The sequence below is a fragment of the Corynebacterium sp. UMB10321 genome (assembly GCF_030228725.1).
Classification (GTDB): Bacteria; Actinomycetota; Actinomycetes; order Mycobacteriales; family Mycobacteriaceae; genus Corynebacterium; species Corynebacterium pseudogenitalium.
This window is the reverse complement of record NZ_JASOZC010000010.1, coordinates 15,703-37,489: the sequence shown is the minus strand read 5'-3', so window position 1 is coordinate 37,489 and position 21,787 is coordinate 15,703. Positions and strand designations below refer to the sequence as shown.

The 21,787-nt window shown below is 65.1% G+C and carries 13 protein-coding genes; 11 read left to right on the top strand and 2 right to left on the bottom strand.

Going from position 1 to position 21,787, the window contains the following annotated elements; translation table 11 throughout:
• Nucleotides 1-162 precede the first annotated feature (162 nt).
• The 11 genes from QP752_RS09300 to QP752_RS09250 all read left to right on the top strand — a co-directional run bounded on the left by QP752_RS09300 (nucleotide 163) and on the right by QP752_RS09250 (nucleotide 18,619).
• Complete coding sequence (locus QP752_RS09300; RefSeq protein ID WP_284805332.1) at nucleotides 163-2,112, top strand: glycosyltransferase; 1,950 nt, start codon at nucleotides 163-165, stop codon at nucleotides 2,110-2,112.
• Nucleotides 2,099-2,602, top strand: coding sequence for a phosphatase PAP2 family protein (locus tag QP752_RS09295; protein WP_252931641.1), 504 nt, complete (start codon nucleotides 2,099-2,101; stop codon nucleotides 2,600-2,602). Before QP752_RS09300 ends, QP752_RS09295 begins: the two co-directional genes overlap by 14 nt.
• Nucleotides 2,599-3,585, top strand: a complete 987-nt coding sequence (locus tag QP752_RS09290) for a decaprenyl-phosphate phosphoribosyltransferase (RefSeq protein WP_070361773.1) — start codon at nucleotides 2,599-2,601, stop codon at nucleotides 3,583-3,585. Before QP752_RS09295 ends, QP752_RS09290 begins: the two co-directional genes overlap by 4 nt.
• Before the next feature lie 13 nt (nucleotides 3,586-3,598).
• Nucleotides 3,599-5,407, top strand: a complete 1,809-nt coding sequence (locus QP752_RS09285; protein ID WP_284805331.1) for a hypothetical protein — start codon at nucleotides 3,599-3,601, stop codon at nucleotides 5,405-5,407.
• 27 nt (nucleotides 5,408-5,434) lie between these two features.
• Nucleotides 5,435-6,436, top strand: coding sequence for an alpha/beta hydrolase family protein (locus QP752_RS09280; protein WP_070361775.1), 1,002 nt, complete (start codon nucleotides 5,435-5,437; stop codon nucleotides 6,434-6,436).
• A 696-nt stretch (nucleotides 6,437-7,132) separates the two neighbouring features.
• Nucleotides 7,133-9,076, top strand: a complete 1,944-nt coding sequence (locus QP752_RS09275) for an alpha/beta hydrolase-fold protein (protein ID WP_070361776.1) — start codon at nucleotides 7,133-7,135, stop codon at nucleotides 9,074-9,076.
• Nucleotides 9,077-9,085: 9 nt separating this feature from the next.
• Nucleotides 9,086-9,553 (top strand): DUF732 domain-containing protein, encoded by a 468-nt coding sequence (locus QP752_RS09270; protein ID WP_070479656.1) that lies wholly within the window; start codon nucleotides 9,086-9,088, stop codon nucleotides 9,551-9,553.
• 9 nt (nucleotides 9,554-9,562) lie between these two features.
• A complete protein-coding gene (locus tag QP752_RS09265) occupies nucleotides 9,563-10,492 on the top strand; it encodes a cutinase family protein (protein WP_284805330.1) in 930 nt (309 codons plus the stop codon).
• Between the two features lie 39 nt (nucleotides 10,493-10,531).
• A complete protein-coding gene (locus tag QP752_RS09260; RefSeq protein ID WP_284805329.1) occupies nucleotides 10,532-12,325 on the top strand; it encodes a FadD32-like long-chain-fatty-acid--AMP ligase in 1,794 nt (597 codons plus the stop codon).
• A 38-nt stretch (nucleotides 12,326-12,363) separates the two neighbouring features.
• A complete protein-coding gene (gene pks13, locus QP752_RS09255) occupies nucleotides 12,364-17,085 on the top strand; it encodes a polyketide synthase Pks13 (RefSeq protein WP_284805328.1) in 4,722 nt (1,573 codons plus the stop codon).
• A complete protein-coding gene (locus QP752_RS09250) occupies nucleotides 17,075-18,619 on the top strand; it encodes an acyl-CoA carboxylase subunit beta (protein ID WP_284805327.1) in 1,545 nt (514 codons plus the stop codon). The genes pks13 and QP752_RS09250 overlap by 11 nt, the downstream gene beginning before the upstream one ends.
• 131 nt (nucleotides 18,620-18,750) lie before the next feature.
• Here QP752_RS09250 and QP752_RS11390 read toward each other — a convergent pair whose 3' ends face one another.
• Nucleotides 18,751-19,485, bottom strand: a complete 735-nt coding sequence (locus QP752_RS11390; protein WP_336621664.1) for a DUF3054 domain-containing protein — start codon at nucleotides 19,483-19,485, stop codon at nucleotides 18,751-18,753.
• Nucleotides 19,486-19,512: 27 nt separating this feature from the next.
• A complete protein-coding gene (locus QP752_RS09240) occupies nucleotides 19,513-21,738 on the bottom strand; it encodes a copper-translocating P-type ATPase (RefSeq protein ID WP_284805326.1) in 2,226 nt (741 codons plus the stop codon).
• Between the last annotated feature and the right edge of the window lie 49 nt (nucleotides 21,739-21,787).

Sequence of the window (21,787 nt, the reverse complement as noted above, 5' to 3'; positions counted from 1 at the left end):
AACTAACACAGAGCGAACGCGAACTGGCGGGCACCGACGAGGGGGTTGGTGCCCGCCAGATTTTTATGGGCACCCACATATGAGAGCGCCGAACATGCACCGGCGCCCGCGAACGCACTACGCTTAGGACGAAACTCTAACTAGGCACCGAAAGTGAGACCTGTGGAAACCACGACTGCAGTAGAAGTCCTTCAGCGAGTGCTGATGCCGAAGAAGGGCGAACCGCACGACGTTCGCATGCTGTACCTCATCGAGGCAGAGCAGAACAAGCAGCGCTTGACGTGGGCGGACCGGACGAGCGTATCCATCCCCGCCGGGGAGGAAGTTTCCTTCGAGACGTACTTCAACGCGTTCCCGGCATCCTATTGGCGGCGCTGGTCGCAGCTGGAAAACGTTGTGCTGGCGATGGAAGTTGAGGGGCAGGCGACTGTCTCCATTTACCGCTCGAAGCACGACGGTAAGCGCATCGCTGTGCAAAACGCTGAGGCCAGCGACGGCGTGCTGGAGGTAGTGCTGCCGCTGCGCAACTTCGAGGACGGCGGCTGGCTGTGGTTCGACGTCACGGCGGAAACGGACACGACGATCCGCAACGCGGGTTGGTTCTCTGACAAGGAGCCGGAGGCCCAGACGATGCCGGATGGCACGACCACCGGCCCGGAGCCGAAGCAGGTCGCGGTGGGTATCCCGACGTTCAATAGGCCTCGCGACGCCGTCAACGCCCTCCACGCGCTGGCAGAGGACCCGTTCGTGCTCGAATCGATCTCCGATGTGCTGATGCCCGACCAGGGCGACCAGCACCCGTCTGACCTACCGGACTTCAAGGAGGCGGAGAAGAACCTGCAGGGCAAGCTGCAGATCTTCCGCCAGGGCAACCTGGGCGGCTCGGGCGGCTACGGCCGCATCATGTACGAGGCGCTGCGCACCACGGATGCCCCATACATCCTCTACATGGACGACGACATCGCGATCGAGCCGGATTCGATCCTGCGCGCGGTGCAGGCCGCCCGCTACGCGAAGGCCCCGATCCTGGTCGGCGGCCAGATGCTGAACCTGCAGGACCGGTCGCAGCTGCGGACGACGGGAGAGGCCGTCGATAAGGATGTGTTCATGTTCCGCGCCGCGGAGCACGCGGTGTACGACCACGACTTTGCCAAGTACCCGCTGGGCTACCTCGGCACCGAGGAAGAAGAGCTGGACCCTCGCAAGACCACGTCGCGTGCCCTGCACCGCCGCGTCGATGTGGACTACAACGGCTGGTGGATGAACCTCTTCCCACGCGTCGTCGCGGAGAAGCTCGGCCTTCCGATGCCGCTGTTCATCAAGTGGGACGACAACGAGTACGCCCTGCGCGCCAAGCAGGCCGGCTTCCCCACGGTGACGTGGCCGGGCGTGGCAATCTGGCACATGGCCTGGGCAGATAAGGACGATGCCATCGATTGGCAGGCGTACTTCCACATGCGTAACCGCCTCATCGTCGCCTCCCTGTACGGACCGGAGGCCCCGGACGCGATGCTGAAGAACATGCTGAAGTCCACCTACAAGCACATCATGTGCATGGAGTACTCCACCATGGCCATCCAGCTGGAGGCTATGAAGGACTTCCTCGCAGGCCCGGACCAGCTGTTCGACATCCTCGAGACCTCGCTGCCGCGCATTCAGAAGATCCGCGCCAACTACGACGACGCCAAGGTTGTCGCCTCCGCAACGGAGCTGCCAGCGCCGACGGGCGCGCCGGGCGTACCCACCAAGAACATCGGCGGGCGCCTGGCCAAGCTGAAGAAGATCCCGTGGGCAATCAAGGCGCTGCGCCACCAGTTCGCCCAGGAGAACCAGGAGCACTGGGAGGCGCCGCAGCTGAACCTCACCGCGGAGGAGGCCCGCTGGTTCACGCTGGCCCGCCTCGACTCGGCGACGGTGGCCACGGCAGGTGGCACGGGTGTGGCATTCCGCAAGCGCAACAAGGCGCTTGCCGACGACCTGCTGCGCGAAACCAAAGCGCTACAGGAAGAAATCAAGGAGCGCTGGCAGGAACTGCGCCAGCAGTACCAGAGCGCGAAACCGGCGCTGACCAGCGCAGAGAACTGGGGGAAGGTGTTCGATGAGCAAGCGTGAGGCTGATATCCTTGTCGCGATCCAGAACGCGGCGTACACCCCGGCAGCCGTCAAGGCGGCCAGGGGCCTGAGCCACTTCGGCGAGCACGACCTTGGCTGGTTGGCCGTCGCGGGGCTCGGGGCGGGCGTCGATAAGAAGAGGCGCTCGAAGTGGCTGGCGCTGGGCGTGGGCACCTTCGTGGCGCACGCGGCGAGCGTCGTCATCAAGCGGATTGTGCGGCGCCCAAGGCCGCATGACCCCCGCGTGAACATTGGCGTGGCCACCCCGTCGAAACTGTCGTTCCCTAGCTCGCATGCGACGAACACGGGCGCGGCCGCGGTGCACCTGATGGACATCACGGGCAAGAAATGGCCGCTGCTGCTCGTACCGGTGATGATGTTCTCCCGCAACCTCCTTGGCGTCCACTACCCGACGGATACTATTGTCGGTGCTTTGCTCGGCGCCGGGTGCGCCAAAGCGACGATCGAGGTGGAAAGGCAGCTGAAGTGAGCAACACGCAACCGCACGAACCCTTTTTGAAGCCGGAGCCCCACACTGAGGGCGTCGACTACCAGCAGGTACGCGTCCCGCCCAAGAACCTTCCCGACGCCATGGTGAAGGGCCTTCGCCCGAAGCAGTGGGTGAAGAACGTCCTGGTGCTGGCGGCTCCGCTGGCCGCCGGGACGGAGGCATGGACCTCCCGCACCGCGCTGGACGTGCTGTTGGCGTTCGTGGTGTTCTGCTTCGGCGCCTCCTCGATCTACCTGGTCAACGACGCCCGCGACGTGGACAGTGACCGCGAGCACCCGACGAAGCGCTTCCGCCCGATCGCCTCGGGCATGCTGCCGATCAACCTGGCCTACGCGATGGCGGTGGTGCTCATCGTCGCAGCGCTTGGCCTCTCCTTCTTAGCGACGGACGGCTTCGCCCTCGCCCTCGTGATTGGCATCTATATTGCGCTGCAGCTGGGCTACTGCTTCGGCTGGAAGCACATCCCGGTCATCGACATCGCGCTGGTGTCCTCCGGGTTCATGCTGCGCACCATGGCCGGTGGCGTGGCGGCGAACATTGACCTGTCGCAGTGGTTCCTGCTGGTCGCGGCGTTCGGCTCGCTGTTCATGGCGTCGGGCAAGCGCTACGCGGAGCTGCTGCTGGCGCAGGAGACTGGCGCGAAGATCCGCAAGGCCCTGGAGGGCTACACGGCCACCTACCTGCGCTTCGTGTGGACCCTGTCCGCGACCGCCGTCGTGATGAGCTACGCCCTGTGGGGCTTCCAGCTCTCCAACTCGGTCGAAGGCGCGGCCGCGGTCTGGTACCAGATCTCGATGGTGCCGTTTGTGATCGCGATCCTGCGCTACGCCGCGAAGGTTGACGGTGGTCACGGCGGCGCGCCTGACGAGATTGCCCTGGAAGACCGCGTGCTGCAGATGCTGGCCGCAGCCTGGATCCTGTGCATTGTGCTGGCAGTTTACGTGGTGCCAGCGCTGGCTTAGTAACATTGGCGCAATGAAGATCAACGCCCGGGTGACGCTGCTGCTGTCGTGCGCCATTGCGGGCGTGTTCGCATTTTGGGGCGGGTGGACCAGGCGCTGGATGTCTGACGACGGCCTCATCGTCCTGCGCACCGTGCGCAACCTGCTGGCCGGCAATGGCCCAGTCTTCAACGCAGGCGAGCGCGTGGAGGCGAACACCTCCACGCTGTGGCAGTACTTGATCACCGCCTTCGCGATGGTCAGCGACGCCCGCCTGGAAACCATCGCGATGTGGCTCGCGCTGCTGTGCACCGTCGTCGCGGCGGTGCTGGCCACCTACGCTGCGGGCAGGTTCTGGCGCACCGCGCCGGTGGTGCCGCTGGGCATCTTGGTCTACTTCGCCCTGCCGCCCGCGCGCGACTTTGCCACCTCCGGGCTGGAGTGGGGCCTGTCCCTGCTGTGGCTGGCGGCGTGGTGGGCGCTACTCGTCCAGTGGGCGGGCGGCACCGCGCGCCGCGCCGCCCCCGTGGTCGGCTACTGGCTGGCCTTCTGGTGCGGACTGTCCTGGCTGGTCCGCCCAGAGCTGGCACTCTACGGCGGGCTGACCGGCCTGGTCCTGCTGGTGTACTCGCCGCGCAAGACGCTCGGCATCCTGGCGGCAGCGCTGCCCGTGCCCGCCGCGTACCAGATCTTCCGCATGGGCTACTACGGCCTGCTCACCCCGCACACCGCAGTGGCCAAGTCCGCCTCCGGCAGCGAGTGGGCCGAAGGCGCCAAGTACGCCTGGGACTTCATCGGGCCCTACGCGCTCTACCTGCCGCTCCTGCTGGTCATCGCGGTACTCCTTATTTCTTTACGACGCTTCCTCGTCACCGGACGTCGCGCCGCCATCGTGGCGCTCGTCGTGGGGTGCGCGCTGATCCACATCCTGTACGTGCTACGCGTCGGCGGCGACTTCATGCACGGACGCATGTGGCTGCTGCCGCTCTTCGCGCTGCTGCTGCCGGTGATGGCCGCCCCACTGACGCGCCTCAACGTGGTGGTTGCGCTGGTGGTGGCGGTGTGGGCGTCGATAATTGTGGTGCGTGCCCACCCGCTCGACGAGGACATCCACAGCAGGACGGCGAAAGAGCTCGGCATCGTTGACGAGCGCGAGTTCTGGACGATGGCCGTCAACCGCGAACCAGACAACCCGCCGCGCTACGCCGAAGACTTCCTGGGCTCGAAACTCATGACGAACTACACAGACGCTGTCATCGAGGCCCGCGACGCCCACGCCGCCCAAATCGCACCGGGGCTTATCAGCCGCGACCCGGAGCTCTACTCCTGGTACCCGCGCCCCCGCGTCCCCGACGCAGACAGTAACTTGCAGGCCTACCAGTTGTCGCTCTACCTGATCAACCTCGGCATGACCAGCATGAACGCGCCTCTCGACGTCCGCGTCCTCGACACCGTCGGACTTGCGACGCCGCTCGCGGCCCGTATGCCGCGCGACCCCGAAGGGCGCGTCGGGCACGACAAGCAGCTCGCCGCCGAATGGCAAGTTGCGGACACGGCCGTCGACCTCTCAAAGGTTCCCGAGTGGATCGACCAGGAGGAAGCGCGCCAAGCCCGCGCCGCACTCCGTAGCCCCGAAATAGCCGAGCTGCTCGCCACGTCCCGCGAGCCAATGAGCCGCGAACGCTTCTGGAAGAACATCAAATACTCGCTGGGTAACGGCCGAACCCTCCAGCTTTCCGACGACCCCTCCACCTACCTCAGCTACCTCACAGACGACGAACAGGCACGGCTCAGCCAAGGCGAGGATTTGGGTATCCATAGCGGTACCCGTGTAGTTTGGTAGCAAACTGCTGAGAAAGGGAAACGCTGTATGAAGAACCGCCACGGACTCATGGGCCTAGTGGTAGCGCTCCTGACCGCGCTGTCGATGATCGTCGCCGCCCCCCAAGCACAAGCCGCCAACCGTGACTGGCTGCGCCCCGACTCCACCGGCACCTGCGAATGGGACCGCGTCGGCTACTGGGTACAACGCTGCACCGTCTGGTCGCCAGCAATGGGCCGCCACATCACCGTCCAGATCCAGCCCGCTCAGCGCGGCGGCAACGCCGGCCTCTACATGCTCGACGGCCTCCGCGCCACCGAACGCACCAACGCCTGGGTCCAAGACGTCAACGCAGCACGCACCTTCGTCAACCACAACATCACCCTCGTGATGCCGGTCGGCGGCCAGTCTTCCTTCTACACCGACTGGAACGCGCCAGCCACCTACAACTTCAACAGCCCCGTCACCTACAAGTGGGACACCTTCCTGTCCAAGGAGCTGCCCGCATACCTGCAGCGCCACTTCGGCGTATCCCCGACGAACAACTCCATCCTCGGCCTGTCCATGGGCGGCACCGCCGCGATCAACCTCGCCGCGCTGCACCCGCAGCAGTTCCGCCAGGTGCTGTCCTATTCCGGCTACCTCACCACCACCATCCCCGGCGCCCAAACCGCGCTGCGCCTCGCACTTCTCGACGGCGGCCTCTACAACCTCAACGCCATGTGGGGCTCCATCTTTGATCCCCGCCGCTACGAGAACGACCCATTCCTGAACATGGGTAACCTGCGGGGCCGCGACGTCTACGTCTCCGCCGGAAGCGGCACTCCATCCGCACGCGACGACCGCTACCTGCCACAGCACAAGGCCGCCGGCATCGCGCTGGAGATGGTCGCGAACTTCACCACACGCCTGTGGAGCGCCAAGGCCACAGCCACCGGCGTCAAGCACACCGCCGTGTTCACACCTGTTGGCCTGCACAACTGGGAACAGTTCGGCCAGCAGCTTGAGTACACGAAGCCTCGCATCCTCAACGTGATGAACGCCTGGTAGTTTTTGGCCCTTGCACTTCTTGGCTCCCGCGCACCAAATTCCTTGATTTGGTGGGCGGGTTTTGCGTTTCCCCAGGTGGTGCGGCTCGCGGGAGGGAATTTGGTGTCTGCCTAACTCCGGTGTGCACCAAATTCCTGGATTCTCGCGTGCTGATCTGCAAACGCCCAGGTCGCTGACTCTCGCTGAGGGAATTTGGTGCTTGGTGTACGAGGGTGAGTGACAAAAGACGCACCCCAGTTTTGACGACCTGGGCTTTTACCCCGTCCCCGAGCATGAATTGCGTCCTCTGCCACTCGCTCCCCGATCTGCGCACCAAATTCCTTGGTTTGGTGGGCGGGTTTTGCGTTTCCCCAGGTGGCGTGGCTTGCGGGAGGGAATTTGGTGTCTGCCTAACTCCGGTGTGCACCAAATTCCTGGATTTTCGCGCGCTGATCTGCAAACACCCAGTTCGCAGGCCCTCGCCGAGGGGATTTGGTGCACGCGCCCCACCCAACGCCAAATAACTCGGTGGCGCTCCGGCGTGTCTGGTGGCTAAACTCTCAAGGCATACTTAACCTTTAGAGTGATTTGTTAGCGCCGTCGCTGGTTGATTCCGGGGGAGGGGAACCCTCGGAGTTGGCTGTAGAGCACGCGGCGCTGGTTGTGCACACCCAAAAAATGGCAAAAGCCCAGAAGAAGAGTTGAGGCAGGAAATTCATGCGTGAGACCCGTTCCCCTATGAATCGGATGAAGAAGGCTGCGATTGTTGCGGCGGCGGTGCCGATGGTGGCGTCGTTAGTTCCGGTGTTGTCGACGTCGGCTGCGGCGCAGTCGTCGTTGCCGCTGTCGAGTAACCGTGGTGGGCTGTCGGATAATATTCGGCCGTCGGACCCGCCGAAGCGGACGCCGATTGAGGTTGATAAGAACCCGCAGATCCCGGGCCTGCCTGAAGGTGTGAGCGTGGACCGCATTGAGTGGTTGACGAACCGCCGCGTGGCTGTGTTTATTCGTTCGGCGGCGATGCCGGAGCAGCTGATGCAGGTGCAGATCCTGCTGGCGCGTGACTGGCACTCGAATCCGCAGGCGAAGTTCCCTGAGGTGTGGGCGCTGGATGGTCTGCGTGCTCGTGATGATGAGAATGGCTGGACCATCGAGACGAATATTGAGCAGTTCTACGCTGACAAGAACGTGAACGTGATCCTGCCGGTTGGTGGTGAGTCTTCGTTCTATTCGGATTGGCAGCGCCCGAACAACGGGAAGAATTACAAGTGGGAGACCTTCTTGACGAAGGAGCTCGTCCCGGTGCTCAATAACGAGTTCCGCTCGAATGATAGCCGTGCCGTGGTGGGTATCTCGATGGGTGGTACTGCCGCGATTAACCTGGCGGAGCGTAACCCGCACCTGTTCAAGTTCGTGGGTTCCTTCTCTGGTTACTTGGACACCACAACCACGGGTATGCCGACGGCGATTAAGGCCGCGCAGATGGATGCGGGCGGCTACGACTCGGAGGCGATGTGGGGCCCGGCTGGGTCGCAGGACTGGATTGACCACGACCCGAAGCTTGGCATTGAGGCGTTGAAGGACATGACGGTGTACGTGTCCTCGGGCTCGGGCCGCGATGACTTTGGTAACCCGGAGTCGGTGGCGAAGGGCGCTGCGAACCCGGCTGGTGTCGGGCTTGAGGTGATTTCTCGCTTGTCGACGCAGACCTTCGTCGATTACGCGTCGCGGACGCCGGTGAAGCCGGTTGTGAAGTTCCGTCCGTCGGGCGTGCACTCGTGGGAGTACTGGCAGTTTGAGATGACGCAGGCCTGGCCGTACATCGCGAATGCGTTGGCGTTGGCGGAGGCTGACCGCGGTTCGGACTGTAGCCCGGTGGGCGCGATTGCTGAGGCGACGAAGTCTGGTGTGATCGGTAGCTGCGTGAATAACGAGTACGACGTCGCTGACGGCAAGGGCAAGGCCGAGGACTTCCGTGGTGGTACCGCGTTCTGGTCCCCGAAGACGGGTGCGTACCCGCTGTTCGGCGCGATCCTGGCGAAGTACAGCGGCCTGGGTGGCGCGTCGAGCTGGCTCGGCTTCCCGACCACCGGTGAGACCAAGACGCCAGACGGCGTTGGCCGCTTCGTGCACTTCGAGAACGGTTCGATTTACTGGACGCCGCAGACTGGCGCCTACGCTATCCCTGGCGACATGTTCAAGGCCTGGGGCGAGAACGGCTACGAGACGGGCGACCTGAAGTACCCGGTTGCTGAGGCGAACCAGGTGGGCAAGGGCTACGTGCAGAAGTTCCAGGGCGGGTTCCTGACCCGCAACCCGGACAAGAGCCACAACATTGTCCACGGCGCGATCGCTGAGAAGTACGGCGAGCTGGGCACGGCGACGAGCGCATTGGGCTACCCGAAGAGCAACGAGATCGCGATCCGCGGAGGGTTCTTCCAGCAGTTCGAGAAGGGCAACATCTACTGGTCGCCAGAGACCGGCGCACACGTGGTGCTCTACGGCGACATCTTCGAGGAGTGGGGCAAGCGCGGCTACGAGCAGGGCGCGATGGGCTGGCCGACCTCGGACATGCGCGAAATCCCTGCCGGTGGACTGGTGATTGACTTCCAGCACGGAACGCTGGAGCAGGTCAACGGCGTGGTCCGCGAGCGGAAGTAAGGAGCGGCGATGAAGCGACTGCTGACGAGCGCAAGCCTCTGCCTCGCGTTGGGCTTGGCGGCCTGCGGTGGCACGACGGTGGAGAGCGATGACGTGACGGCGACGCAGGCCCCGCCGACGGCAACGTCGTCGGCGTCTGGCACTGCGAAGGCGACGACGTCGGAGGGAGCGAAGCCGGCGTCGAAAAACCAGGGCCCGGCGGATCAGCCGGCGCGTGAGGTGACCTCGATTCCGGAGCAGGCGCCGACGTTTAGCCCGAAAGAGCAGGCGTTCCTTGACCAGCTGCAGCAAAGCGGCGTGAATGTGAAGGGCGTCGAGGATCAGTTGACGGCGACGGGCGCGACGGTGTGCAATGGTGACTCCGTGACGCGCGATGCGGTTGCGGGGCAGCTGGTAGAGCAGCGCCGCACCGATTTGGATGCGAATGCCGTGGCGGCGCTGATTGGTGAAACCGCGCAGTCCAAGCTGTGCAAGTAAGGGAGTAATATGCGCAGAGCAGGCGTTGTAGCTGCGGTCATTGTGGTGCTCGCGGCGATTGGGCTGGGGGTATTCCAGTGGCTCAAGAACCAGGACGGGCCGAGTGTCGTTGAGCCGGGTGAGCCGGGCACGTCGACGGAGGCGCGCCAGGAGCCAGATTGGTGCCCGGCGGTGGAGTTCGTCTCGATTCCGGGCACGTGGGAATCGTCAATTGACGACGACCCCTTCGCCCCGCAGGCGAACCCGAACAGCTTTATGCTGTCGATTACGAACCCGCTGCAGGAGCGCTACTCGATTGACCAGGTGCGCGTGTTCACGGTGCCGTACACGGCACAGTTCCGGAACATCCAGACTCCGCAGGGCCGCAACGAGATGAGCTACGACGAGTCCCGCGCTGAGGGCACGGCGCGCGCGAACGGCGAGATTGCGTTCGTGGCGGAGCAGTGTCCGTCGACGAAGTTCATTGTGGCAGGGTTCTCGCAGGGCGCGGTGATTGCGGGCGATATTACGAACCAGATTGGCGCGGGGACGCACGCGTTGCCGCCGGAGCGCCTGCTGGGCTCGTTGATGATTGCGGACGGGCGTCGTGAGAACGGCGTCGGCGTGAACCCTGGTGTTGAGCTGAGCGGTGTTGGCGCTGAGATTGCGCTGCGCCCGCTGCAGATGGTTGTGAGCGCGGCGACGCCAGGCGCAACGATGACCGGTGCGCGGCAGGGTGGCTTCGGCCAGGTGGCTGACCGCGCGTATGAGATTTGTGCGCCGAATGATTCCATCTGTGACGCGCCGCAGGATATCGGAAATGCGGTGGACCGCGCGAGTGCGTTGTTGCTGGCCAACGGCAATCACGCGATGTATGCCACGAACCCGGATGTGATTCCGGGTACCACTACGCCGCAATGGGCTGTAGATTGGGCAATGTCCGTAATTGATTCTTTCTAGAAACTAACTAATTCTAGGACCTGACTACAAGGAGTGCCCATGGATCTCCAAGTACTGATTCAGCGGTTTATTGATGAGACCGGCCAGATCAAACTCCCGCCGAACTTCACCATCCCGGCCCTCACCGAGATGCTCTACGGGGCAGCCGCACAGGCCGGTGCGACAGACACCGTCAACATCCGCTCGTGGGACTACTCCGCAGACCCGGACGGGGCGCTGCGCACGTTCACGCGCGCGGAAGTAAACACACGGATCAAGTCGGTGGCGGCGCGCCTGCAGCAGATCGGAAAGCCGGGGGACCGCGTGGCCATCCTGGCGGGCAACTGCCCCGAGTACATCTTCGGATTCATGGGTGCCATGTACGCTGGCCAGATCCCGGTGCCGCTCTACGACCCGACCGAGCCAGGCCACGAAGGCCACCTGCGCGCCGTCCTCGCCGACGCCGAGGCCAACGTGGTGCTCACCAACAAGCAGGGCGCGCCAGCAGTGCGCGCTTTCTTCGCGGAGCTGCCGGGCAAGGAACGCCCGCGCATCATCGCGGTCGACGCGCTGCCGGACACGCTCGCTGCCGGCTGGGTGGCCGGACAGGTGGAGGGGGACGTCGATACGTCGGACCATGTGTCCTTCCTGCAGTACACCTCCGGCTCCACCCGCAACCCGGCAGGCGTGATGCTCACCAACGAGTCCATCGTGTCTAACGTCATCCAGATCTATACGGCGGCGAAGCTGGAACAGCCGATGCGCGTGCCGTGCTGGCTGCCACTGCACCACGACATGGGCATCATCATCTCGATGATGCTGATCATCCTTGGCAGCGAGTTCGAGCTATTCACCCCGCGTGACTTCATCCAGCAGCCGATGCGCTGGGTGGAACGCCTCGGTCGCTGCGAGAGCGACCCGGAGGACATCCACGTCTTCACCGCGGCGCCCAACTTCGCGCTCGAGCTGTGCGCTCGTGCCGTCGGGCACGCGCCGCAGGACCTGGACCTGTCCGTCCTCGACGCCCTCGTCATCGGTTCTGAGCCGGTGACGAAGCCGAGCGTCGACAGCTTCATTGCGGCCTACGAGGGATTCAACCTGGACCGCAAAGCGATGCGCCCCTCCTACGGGCTCGCGGAGGCGACCCTGCTCGTTTCCACCCCGCAGACCCCGGACCGCCCCAAGTTCGTCACCCTCGACCGTGACAAGCTCACCGAGGGGCTTGCGGTAGAGACAGATGGCGGCGTTGTGATGGCCTCCAACGGCCAGCCGGTGTCATGGATGCACTTCGCCGTCGTCGACCCGCAGACCCACGACGAGGTCGCGCCTGGCACCATCGGCGAGCTGTGGGCACACGGCCCGAACATCGCCCTCGGCTACCAGGACCGCGCGCGCGACACCGCCGACACCTTCGGCAACACCATCGGCGCCACGCTCCAGGAAGGCCTGCCGAAGGACGGCTGGCTGGCAACAGGGGACCTCGGCACGCTTCTCGACGGCCACCTCTACATCACCGGCCGCGTCAAGGACCTCATCGTCGTCGCAGGACGTAACCACTACCCGCAGGACATCGAGGCCACCGTCATGGAGGCCAGCGAACATGTGCGCAAGGATTCGGTGGCGGCGTTTGCGGTGCCGGGGGAGGACGTCGAAAAGCTGGTGCTGCTCGTCGAGCGCGCCGAGACAGCGACCCCGGAAGATGACGCCGACGCCATCGCCGCGATCCGCTCCGCCGTAACCGCGAAGCACGGACTGGCGCCCGCAGACATCCGCTTCTACGCGCCGGGCGAGATCGCGCGTTCATCCTCGGGCAAAATTGCGCGCCAGGTCAACGCGAAGAACTACCAAGGCTGATAACGAAAAGAAAGGCACGACCGATAGGGTTGGATGCTATGAGTGAGAATGCATTGATCCAGTGGCTGCAACAGTGGGTTGCGGAGACGACCGGTGTGGAAAGCGTTGACGCGACCACCCCGTTCGAGTCCTACGGGCTTTCCTCCCGCGACGCAGTGGTTCTCTCCGGGGAACTGGAGAAGCTACTGGGCCGACGCATCGACCCCACCGTGGCCTACCAGTACCCGACGGTCGCCGCCTTGGCCCACGCGCTGACCGCTGACGCCCCGGCGGCGTCGAACGTCGTCGCCACCGGCCGCGACGTGGAGGCGAAGGGCCACGACATCGCCATCGTCGGCACGGCCGGGCGGTTCCCGGGCGCGAATAACGTGGACGAGTACTGGGACCTGCTCGCCGCAGGCGAGGTCACGACCGGCCCGCTGCCGGAGGGCCGCTGGTCCGAGTACAACTCGGATCCGTTCCTGCGCACCAAGATGCACGAGGAAGCCACCGACGGCGGCTACCTCGACGACATCGCCGCCTTCGACAACGAGTTCTTTGGCCTGTCCCCGCTGGAGGCGAAGAATATCGATCCGCAGCAGCGCATCATGCTGGAGGTCGCCTGGGAGGCGCTTGAGGACGCCCACATCCCCGCCGACTCGCTGCGCGGGCAGCGCGTGGGCGTGTTTGTTGGTTCCTCCAATAACGACTACGGCATGCTCATGGGCGCTGACCCGGCGCAGGCGCACCCGTACGCGCTGACCGGCGCGTCGAGCGCGGTGATCCCGAACCGGATCTCCTACGCCTTCGATTTCCGTGGCCCGTCCATGAACGTGGACACGGCCTGCTCTTCCTCGCTGGTGTCGGTGCACTACGCGGTGCGCGCCCTTCGCGAGGGCGAAGCCGACGTCGCCCTCGCCGGCGGCGTGAACATCCTGGCCAACCCGTTTGCTTCCCTGATGTTCTCGGAGCTGGGCGTGATTTCGCCCTCCGGGAAGATCCACGCATTCTCTGATGACGCGGACGGCATCGTCCGCTCGGAAGCGGCCGGGTTCATCGTGCTCAAGCGTGTGGAGGACGCCATCGCCGACGGCGACGACATCCTCGCCGTGATCAAGGGCAGCGCCACCAACTCGGACGGCCACTCCAACGGCCTGACCGCGCCAAACCCGGAGGCCCAGGTAGACGTGTTGCAGCAGGCGTACGCCGACGCGGGCGTGGACCCGCGCACCGTCGACCTCGTGGAGGCCCACGGCACCGGCACCATCCTCGGCGACCCGATCGAGGCCACCGCGCTGGGCCAAGTCTGCGGCGCCGGACGCGAGGCTGGCCAGCCGCTGCTGCTCGGCTCCGCGAAATCGAATATCGGCCACTCGGAGTCCGCCGCGGGCGTGGCGGCACTCATCAAGGTTGTCCAGGCCCTGCAGCACGACACGATCCCGGCCATGGCGAACTTCGCCGGCCCGAACCGCTACGTCGACTTCGACGCCAACAACCTTGAGGTCGTCGAGGACCCGCGCGAGTGGCCTCAGTACTCCGGCCAGCGCGTGGCGGGTGTCTCCGGCTTCGGCTTCGGCGGCACGAACGCGCACGTCGTGGTCAAGGAGTTCGATCCCGCAGACTACGAGGCAGCGCCGCAGCGCCCCGAAGCGCTTACCGGCGTATCGACGGCCACCCTCCCCGTCAGCAGCCTGTTGACCTCGCGGCGTAAGTCCGCGGCAGCCGAGCTGGCCGACGCCCTGGAAGGACGCCCGGACGCCGACCTTATTCCTATTGCGCGTTCGTTGGCGCTGCGTAACCACGGCCGTTCCGCCGCGGTGGTTACCGCCGCCACGACCGAAGAAGCTGTGAAGCGGCTGCACCAGGTTGCCGAGGGCAAGATCGGCCCAGGCATCGCCGTGGCAGACTCGCCGAACGCGCTCGGCCCGGTGTTTGTGTACTCCGGCTTCGGCTCCCAGCACCGCAAGATGGCGAAGCAGCTCATGGCATCTTCGCCGCTGTTTGCGCAGCGGATGCGTGAGCTGGACTCCATCGTCCAGTTCGAGGCCGGCTGGTCCATCATCGAAATCATCGAGGACGACGGGCTGACCTACGACACCGAGACCGGCCAGGTCGCGGTGACCGCCTACCAGATCGCGCTGACCGACATGCTTGACGCCGCCGGGATCCGCCCGGCAGCCGTGATGGGCATGTCCATGGGCGAGATCGCCGCGGGCTACGCCTCCGGCGGCATCAGCGCGAAGGACGCGATGGTGATCGCGTGCCACCGCGCCCGCCTGATGGGCGAGGGCGAAGCGCTCACCGCCGACACCGACGCCGAGGGCGCCATGGCCGTCGTCGAATTGAGCGCCGATCAATTGGAGGGCACGGGCGTTGAAGCGGCCGTGTTCGCCGGGCCGGGCATGCTCACCGTGGGCGGTCCCGTTGGTGCGGTGAAGGGGCTCGTCGAGAAGCTGGAAGGCGAAGGCAAGTTCGCACGACTGATGCGCGTGCGCGGCGCCGGGCACACGAGTGCGCTCGACCCGATCCTGGGTGACTTGGCCGCGCAGATCGCCGGGATTGAGGCCCACCCACTGCGGATCCCTCTGCTGAGCAGCGTCGACGAGCGCGTGGTGTACCAGCCGGGCCAGGTTGTGCACACCGACGAATACTTCCTGCGCATGACGCGCCAGCCGGTCTACATCCAGCAGGCCACCGAGACCGCGTTTGCCGAGGGCTACACCACACTCGTGGAGGTCGCGCCGAACCCGGTGGCGATCATGGGCTTGATGAACACCGCGTTCGCCTCGGGCAAGCCGGATGCGCAGCTGCTGTTCACGTGTAAGCGCAAGGTTGACGAGGTTGAATCCATCCTGGACCTCGCGGCGAAACTGTACGTCAGCGGCACCGCCGTCGACTTCACCGCGTTCTACGGGCGCGGTCCGCGTATCGACGCCCCACTGACCCAGTTCAAGCGCTCCGAGTTCTGGACCGACGCGCGCCCCGCCTCCGCGCACACCTCGCTGTTGGGCGCGAAGGTGCGCCTGCCGGAGGGCCAGGTCGCGTACTCGACGGCCGCGGACACGCTGTTTAGCCCGCACCAGATTATCGACGCCGTCGCCGCCGAAGTCCTGCCCGGCTCCCGGGTGGTGGCCTACGAGGACCACGACGTACTTCCTGCCGAGGGTGACGTGACCACCATCGCGGCGACCTCGCTCGGCGGGGTGAGCGTGAAGGTGTTCCACGAGGACACCCTGCTGGCGGAGGGCTTCGCCACCGCGCTGGACCTGGGTGGTGCTGTTGAGGAGGACTCAACGGCTGCTGCTCCTGCCACAGTGGCCGACGTTGCTGGTGACGCCGCGCCGGTCGTGGACGAGCTCGCCGACGTCGACGCCATCCGCTGGGACCCGAACTCCGGCGAGTCCGTCGCCCAGCGCCTGCGCTCCATCGTGTCCGAGTCCATGGGCTACGACGCCGAGGACCTCCCCGATGAGCTACCGCTCATCGATCTTGGCCTGGACTCCCTGATGGGCATGCGCATCAAGAACCGCGTGGAAAACGACTTCCAGATCCCGCCACTGCCAGTACAAACGCTTCGCGATGCTTCCGTCGCCGACGTCATCCGCATCGTCGAGGACGCGGTCGCCGGGGTGCAGTCGGAGGCTGCTGATGCCGTCTCTGAGCCTGCCGATACTGCCCCCACCGATCCCGCCGAGAAATCAGAGGGTGCCCAGGGCGTCGGCGTCGCACCGCGCGACGCCTCCGAGCGCATGGTGTTCGGCGCGTGGGCCAAGTTCACCGGCACCGCAGCAGCCGGCGTGACCTCCGAGCTGCCATCCATCGACGACGCGCAGGCCGAAGCTATCGCCAACCACCTGAGCGAGCGTTCTGGCATCACCGTGACCGCCGAGCAAGTCAAGGACGCAGAGACGCTCGAGCCGCTCGCCGACATCGTGCGCGAGGGCCTCGAAACCGAGGTCGAGGGCAACATCCGCGTCTTGCAGCAGCCAGAGCACACCACCAAGCCGCCAGTGTTCGTGTTCCACCCGGCCGGTGGGTCCAGTGCGGTGTACCAGCCGTTGGCTCGTCGACTAGCAGACGACGTCGCGGTGTACGGCGTCGAGCGACTCGAAGGCACCCTCGAAGAGCGCGCCGCAGCCTACGTGGAAGACATCAACCGCATCGCGCCCGAGGGCAAGGTCGTGCTCGCGGGCTGGTCTTTCGGCGGCGCACTCGCCTACGAAGTAGCGCACCAGCTGGGCAACGACCGCATCGCGTACATCGCGCTGCTGGACACAACCCAGCCGTCCGAGCCTGCCCCCGACACCCCGGAGGAAACCAAGAAGCGTTGGGAGCGTTACGCCAAGTTCGCCAAGGACACCTACGGGCTGGACTTCCCGGTGCCCTTCGACCTGCTGGAGACGGCAGGGGAGGACGCTGTCCTCAACATGCTGGCTGAGTTCCTCGCCACCACCGACGCCTCCGAGCACGGGCTCGCCGCCGGGGTGCTGGAGCACCAGCGCGCCTCCTTCGTCGATAATCAGATCCTCAACCGCCTCGACTTCGCCCGCTGGGCGGACGTGCAGGTGCCGGTGCTGCTGTTCCGCGCCGAGCGCATGCACGACGGTGCGATCACCCTTGAGCCGGCTTACGCCCACATTGACGAGGACGGCGGCTGGGGCGCTATCGTGAAGGATTTGACGATCGTCCACCTGCCGGGCGACCATTTGGCAGTAGTCGACGAGCCCGCGGTTGGCATCGTGGGCAAGTACATGAACGAATGGATTGATAATGGCAACTAGCGCAGAAAAGCTCGCTGACCTGCGTGCACGTCTAGAAAAAGCGCAGGACCCCGGTTCTGAGCGCTCGCGGAAGCGCCGCGACGACGCCGGGAACACCACCCCGCGCCAGCGCATCGCCGCGCTTCTCGACGAAGGCTCCTTCGTCGAGATCGGCGCCCTAGCCCGCACGCCCGGCGACGACAAGGCCGTCTACTCCGACGGTGTCGTCACCGGCTACGGGCGTGTTGACGGCCGCCCCGTCGCCGTCTACGCCCACGACAAAACCGTCTACGGCGGTTCCGTCGGCGTGACTTTCGGCCGCAAGGTCGTCGAGGTGATGGAGTTCGCCATCAAGATTGGCTGCCCCGTCATCGGCATCCAGGACTCCGGCGGCGCCCGCATCCAAGACGCCGTGACGTCCCTGGCCATGTACTCCGAGATCGCCCGCCGCCAGCTCCCGCTATCCGGCCGCAGCCCGCAGATCTCCATCATGCTGGGCAAGTCCGCCGGCGGTGCCGTCTACGCGCCCGTGACCACCGACTTCGTCGTCGCCGTCGACGGCCAGTCCGAAATGTACGTCACCGGCCCCAACGTCATCCGCGAAGTCACCGGCGAAGACATCACCTCCGCCGAACTCGGTGGCGCCCGCGTGCAGGAGCAGTCCGGCAATATCCAGGCCGTCGTCGGCTCCGAGGAAGAAGCCTTCGACTACGTCCGCGACCTCCTCGCCCACCTGCCGACGTCCACCTTCGACCCAGCCCCCGTCGAATGGGCCCCCGAGGACGACGACCTCGACGACTCCGCCCTCGACACCTTCATGCCCGACGACACCAACGCCGGCTACGACATGATGGACCTCCTCGTGCAGCTCGGCGACGACGAGAACCTCGTCGAAATCCAGGCAGGATACGCCGAGAACCTCATCTGCGCCTTCGGGCGCATCGACGGCCGCACCGTCGGCTTTGTCGCCAACAACCCCATGTACCAGGCCGGGTGCATCGACGCCGACGCCGCCGACAAGGGCGCGCGCTTCATCCGCACCTGCGACGCCTACAACATCCCCCTCGTCTTCGTCGTGGACACGCCAGGCTACCTGCCCGGCGTCGACCAGGAGCGCGAAGGCCTCATCCACCGCGGCGCCAAACTAGCATTCGCCGTCGTCGAGGCCACCGTACCGAAGGTCACCCTCATCGTCCGCAAGGCGTACGGCGGCGCCTACGCCGTCATGGGTTCCAAGAACCTCACCGGCGACATCAACCTCGCCTGGCCGACCGCGCAAATCGCCGTCATGGGCTCCTCTGCTGCCGTGGTGATGATCCAGGGCAAGCAGCTCGCCGCCATCGAGGATCCCGTCCAGCGTGAGGCGATGAAGAAGATGTTCATGGACTTCTACGACGAAACCATGACCTCCCCATACGTCGCCGCCGAGCGCGGGTTCATCGACTCAATGATCGAGCCGTCCCAAACCCGCATCTCGTTACGACGCGCCCTTCGACAACTTGCCACCAAACAAGAGCAAGACCTGCCGAAGAAGCACACCATCAGCCCGCTCTAACACTCAAAGGAGAAGAATTTCATGCTTTCCTCTGCACTCGACATCGCCGGTGACATCATCAACCACCTCGTGTGGATGATCTACGCCCTCCAAGGCGGCGACTTCCTGGCCAACATGGGTTGGCTGTCGAGCTAACGCCGCTTCAGGATCAGTTTCGCTGCTCCGCGCCATCCCAGCATGAGCAGCGCCGACATGCTGCTCGCCACGATGACGAACGAGTAGTGCGGCAGCTTGTGGCGGTAGAAGCCCCAAATGATCAGGCCCACCACGATCGTGATGAGCCAAATCAGCCACCCCTTGTCCTTGCGGGTGGCCAGCCACGCCAACCCCAGCCCGACCGCGAACGGCAGGAAGGTTTCCAGCCAGCCGAAGAAGTTCAGCGGCATCTCTTCGGTCTGGTGCGCGATGCGCGCGAGCAGCGCGAACGCGGCGATGGCAACGTAGTCAGCAGCAATTGCATACGGTTTTTTGATCATGCCAGACAGTCTAACCCGGCGCCTGGTTGCGCTGGTAGGTCGCTGGTCGGTGCCGCAAAACCCGCTTAGCGAATTTGTGAACAAATTTGCGTTTTCAACCTGCCATCCCCGGTAAATCCGCAAAGTGTCGCAATAGGAGTGTAGTAATCCTCCCGAGGGGACCGGCTGGTGATGCAGGATCATCATCTGGGCAAACATGATGTCTGTGTCGTCGTGATCGGCGGAGATCTCCCGGTCCGCCTCAGTCGTCGCCGTGGTGGTGGCTGAGGTGGAGGCATCGGTGTTGCCTGACTCGGTGGCCTCACCGCAGGCGGCTAGCGCCAGGGTGGAGGCCACGGCGAGAGCGGAAAGAACAGGGGTGCCCCTCATGGTGGGGTCTTTCAGGGCCATATGGGGGCAGTGGAGAGAAGTGGTGGATCAGTGGACGGCGGTGGATGCCGGAGTAGGCGTGGTGTGTTCCTTCTTCGACTCGGTCGGAGCCAGGTGAGCCGGTTCCAGATCAATACGGCGCAACAGCTGAGCGTTCAGGGCCACCACGATAGTCGAGGCAGACATCAAGATCGCGCCCACGGCCGGGGACAGCACGAACCCGATCGGGGCGAGCACTCCGGCGGCCAGCGGCACGGCGAGGATGTTGTAGCCAGAGGCCCAGATCAGGTTCTGGATCATCTTGCGGTAGCTGGCCTGGGACAGCTCAATCATCGACAGCACTGCCCGCGGGTCGTCACTGGCTAGGACCACCCCGGCAGATTCCATGGCCACATCCGTGCCGGCACCGATGGCGATACCGACGTCTGCGCGAGTCAGAGCGGGGGCGTCATTGACACCGTCACCGACCATGGCCACGCTCAAACCCCGGTCCTGCAGCTGCGTGACCTTGGTGTCTTTGTCCTGGGGCAGGACCTCGGCGAAGACCTCATCAATGCCTAAGTCCTGACCGACCGCGTAGGCCACTTGCTGGGCGTCGCCGGTGATCATCGCGACCTTCACCCCGCGGTCCTGCAGGGCTTTCACGGCGGCGCGGGATTCAGGGCGGATCTTGTCCTCGACGGCCACCGCACCGATGATCTGACCGTCGCGGACAATATGGAGCACACCAGCCCCACGCTCGGTCCAGGCGCTGGTAGTGTCGGTGAGCTCGGCCGGGGTGGTGAGGTTGAACTCGCGCAGCATGTTCGGCCCGCCCACGAGGATCTCAGCGCCATCGACAGTGGCCCGGACCCCTCGGCCGGAGGCGGCGCTGAAACCAGTTGCCCGGATTTGCCGACGGGAGGCCTCGGGATGGGCGGCCGCGGCCTCCACGATGGCGCGGGCCACGGGGTGCTCGCTGTCGGCCTCCGCGGCGGCGGCCAGGGCCAGCAGCTCGCCCTCGGTGACGCCGACAGCTGCCGCGACACTGGTGACCGCGTGCGCACCCTCGGTCAGGGTGCCGGTTTTGTCGAAGAGCACCACGTCGATGGTGCGCATCCGCTCGAGCGCCATCCGGTCCTTGATGAGCACCCCGGATTTCGCGGCCCGCTCGCTGGAGATCGCAATGACCAGCGGAATCGCCAGGCCCAAGGCGTGCGGGCAGGCGATGACCAGCACCGTGACCGTGCGCACCACAGCATCGTCCGGGCTGCCGATGATGGTCCACACCACCGCGGTGATCAGAGCGGAGATCAGCGCGAACCAGAACAACAACGCCGCCGCCCGATCCGCCAGGGCCTGGGCCCGAGAGGAGGACTCCTGGGCGTCGGCAACCATGCGCTGGATCCCGGCCAGGGCGGTGTCCCCGCCGGTAGCCTCCACCCGGATGCGGACGGTGTTGTCGGTGGCCACGGTACCGGCGACCACCTTGTCACCGGTGCCGCGGAAGACGGGACGGGATTCGCCGGTGATCATCGCCTCATCGAATTCGGCGGCTCCGTCGATGATGGTTCCGTCGGCCGGCACCCGGGCACCGGCCCTCACCAGCACGACGTCGTCGACGACTAGCTCGGAGATGGCCACGGTGTGGGTGGTCCCGTTGATGACTTTCTCGGCCTCATCCGGTAGCAGGGCAGCCAGCGCGTCAAGCGCGGAGGACGCTGCCCCGAGAGCGCGCATCTCCAGCCAGTGGCCCAGCAGCATGATGGTCACCAGCAGGGCCAGCTCCCACCAGAAGTCCAGGTCAAAACCACCCAGCCCCAGAGTGGTGACCCAGGAGGCGACAAACGCCACGGTGATGGCCATGGCGATCAGGAGCATCATCCCGGGTTGGCGGGATTTCAGTTCTTTCCATCCGCCCTTAAGGAAAGGCGTTCCGCCGTAGACGAAGATGATCGTGCCCAGCACCGGGGGGATCCAGGTGGATCCGGGGAATGCCGGGAGGTGGTAGCCGAGGAGGTGGGCGACCATGGGGCTGAAAATAACGACGGGAATGGACAGAATCAACGACCACCAGAAGCGGTCCCGAAACATTGCGGTGCTGTGTCCGACGTGTTGGCCGTGACCATGAACGTGGTGGTCTTCGTCGTCCAGGGCGGAGTGCGGGTGATCGTGGGGCATCGCATGGCCGTGGGTGTCGGCATCTGCGTGGTGTTTGTGGCTGGCATGATCCGGGTGGTGGGTGTGGTCTGTTTCCGGAGAGGGGTGATCACCGGAATGGTTGGGAGTGCTCATGACGTTCCTTTCGCTCAACCCGGTCGGGGTCGAGATGATGAGTAAAACT

Excerpts from the sequence above, each read along its gene's own strand:
- QP752_RS09295 (WP_252931641.1), top strand. The coding sequence starts at position 2,099 with ATGAGCAAGCGTGAGGCTGATATCCTTGTCGCGATCCAGAACGCGGCG.
- QP752_RS09285 (WP_284805331.1), top strand. The coding sequence starts at position 3,599 with ATGAAGATCAACGCCCGGGTGACGCTGCTGCTGTCGTGCGCCATTGCG.
- QP752_RS09280 (WP_070361775.1), top strand. The coding sequence starts at position 5,435 with ATGAAGAACCGCCACGGACTCATGGGCCTAGTGGTAGCGCTCCTGACC.
- QP752_RS09275 (WP_070361776.1), top strand. The coding sequence starts at position 7,133 with ATGCGTGAGACCCGTTCCCCTATGAATCGGATGAAGAAGGCTGCGATT.
- QP752_RS09270 (WP_070479656.1), top strand. The coding sequence starts at position 9,086 with ATGAAGCGACTGCTGACGAGCGCAAGCCTCTGCCTCGCGTTGGGCTTG.
- QP752_RS09265 (WP_284805330.1), top strand. The coding sequence starts at position 9,563 with ATGCGCAGAGCAGGCGTTGTAGCTGCGGTCATTGTGGTGCTCGCGGCG.
- QP752_RS09260 (WP_284805329.1), top strand. The coding sequence starts at position 10,532 with ATGGATCTCCAAGTACTGATTCAGCGGTTTATTGATGAGACCGGCCAG.
- pks13 (WP_284805328.1), top strand. The coding sequence starts at position 12,364 with ATGAGTGAGAATGCATTGATCCAGTGGCTGCAACAGTGGGTTGCGGAG.
- QP752_RS09250 (WP_284805327.1), top strand. The coding sequence starts at position 17,075 with ATGGCAACTAGCGCAGAAAAGCTCGCTGACCTGCGTGCACGTCTAGAA.
- QP752_RS11390 (WP_336621664.1), bottom strand. The coding sequence starts at position 19,485 with ATGGCCCTGAAAGACCCCACCATGAGGGGCACCCCTGTTCTTTCCGCT.
- QP752_RS09240 (WP_284805326.1), bottom strand. The coding sequence starts at position 21,738 with ATGAGCACTCCCAACCATTCCGGTGATCACCCCTCTCCGGAAACAGAC.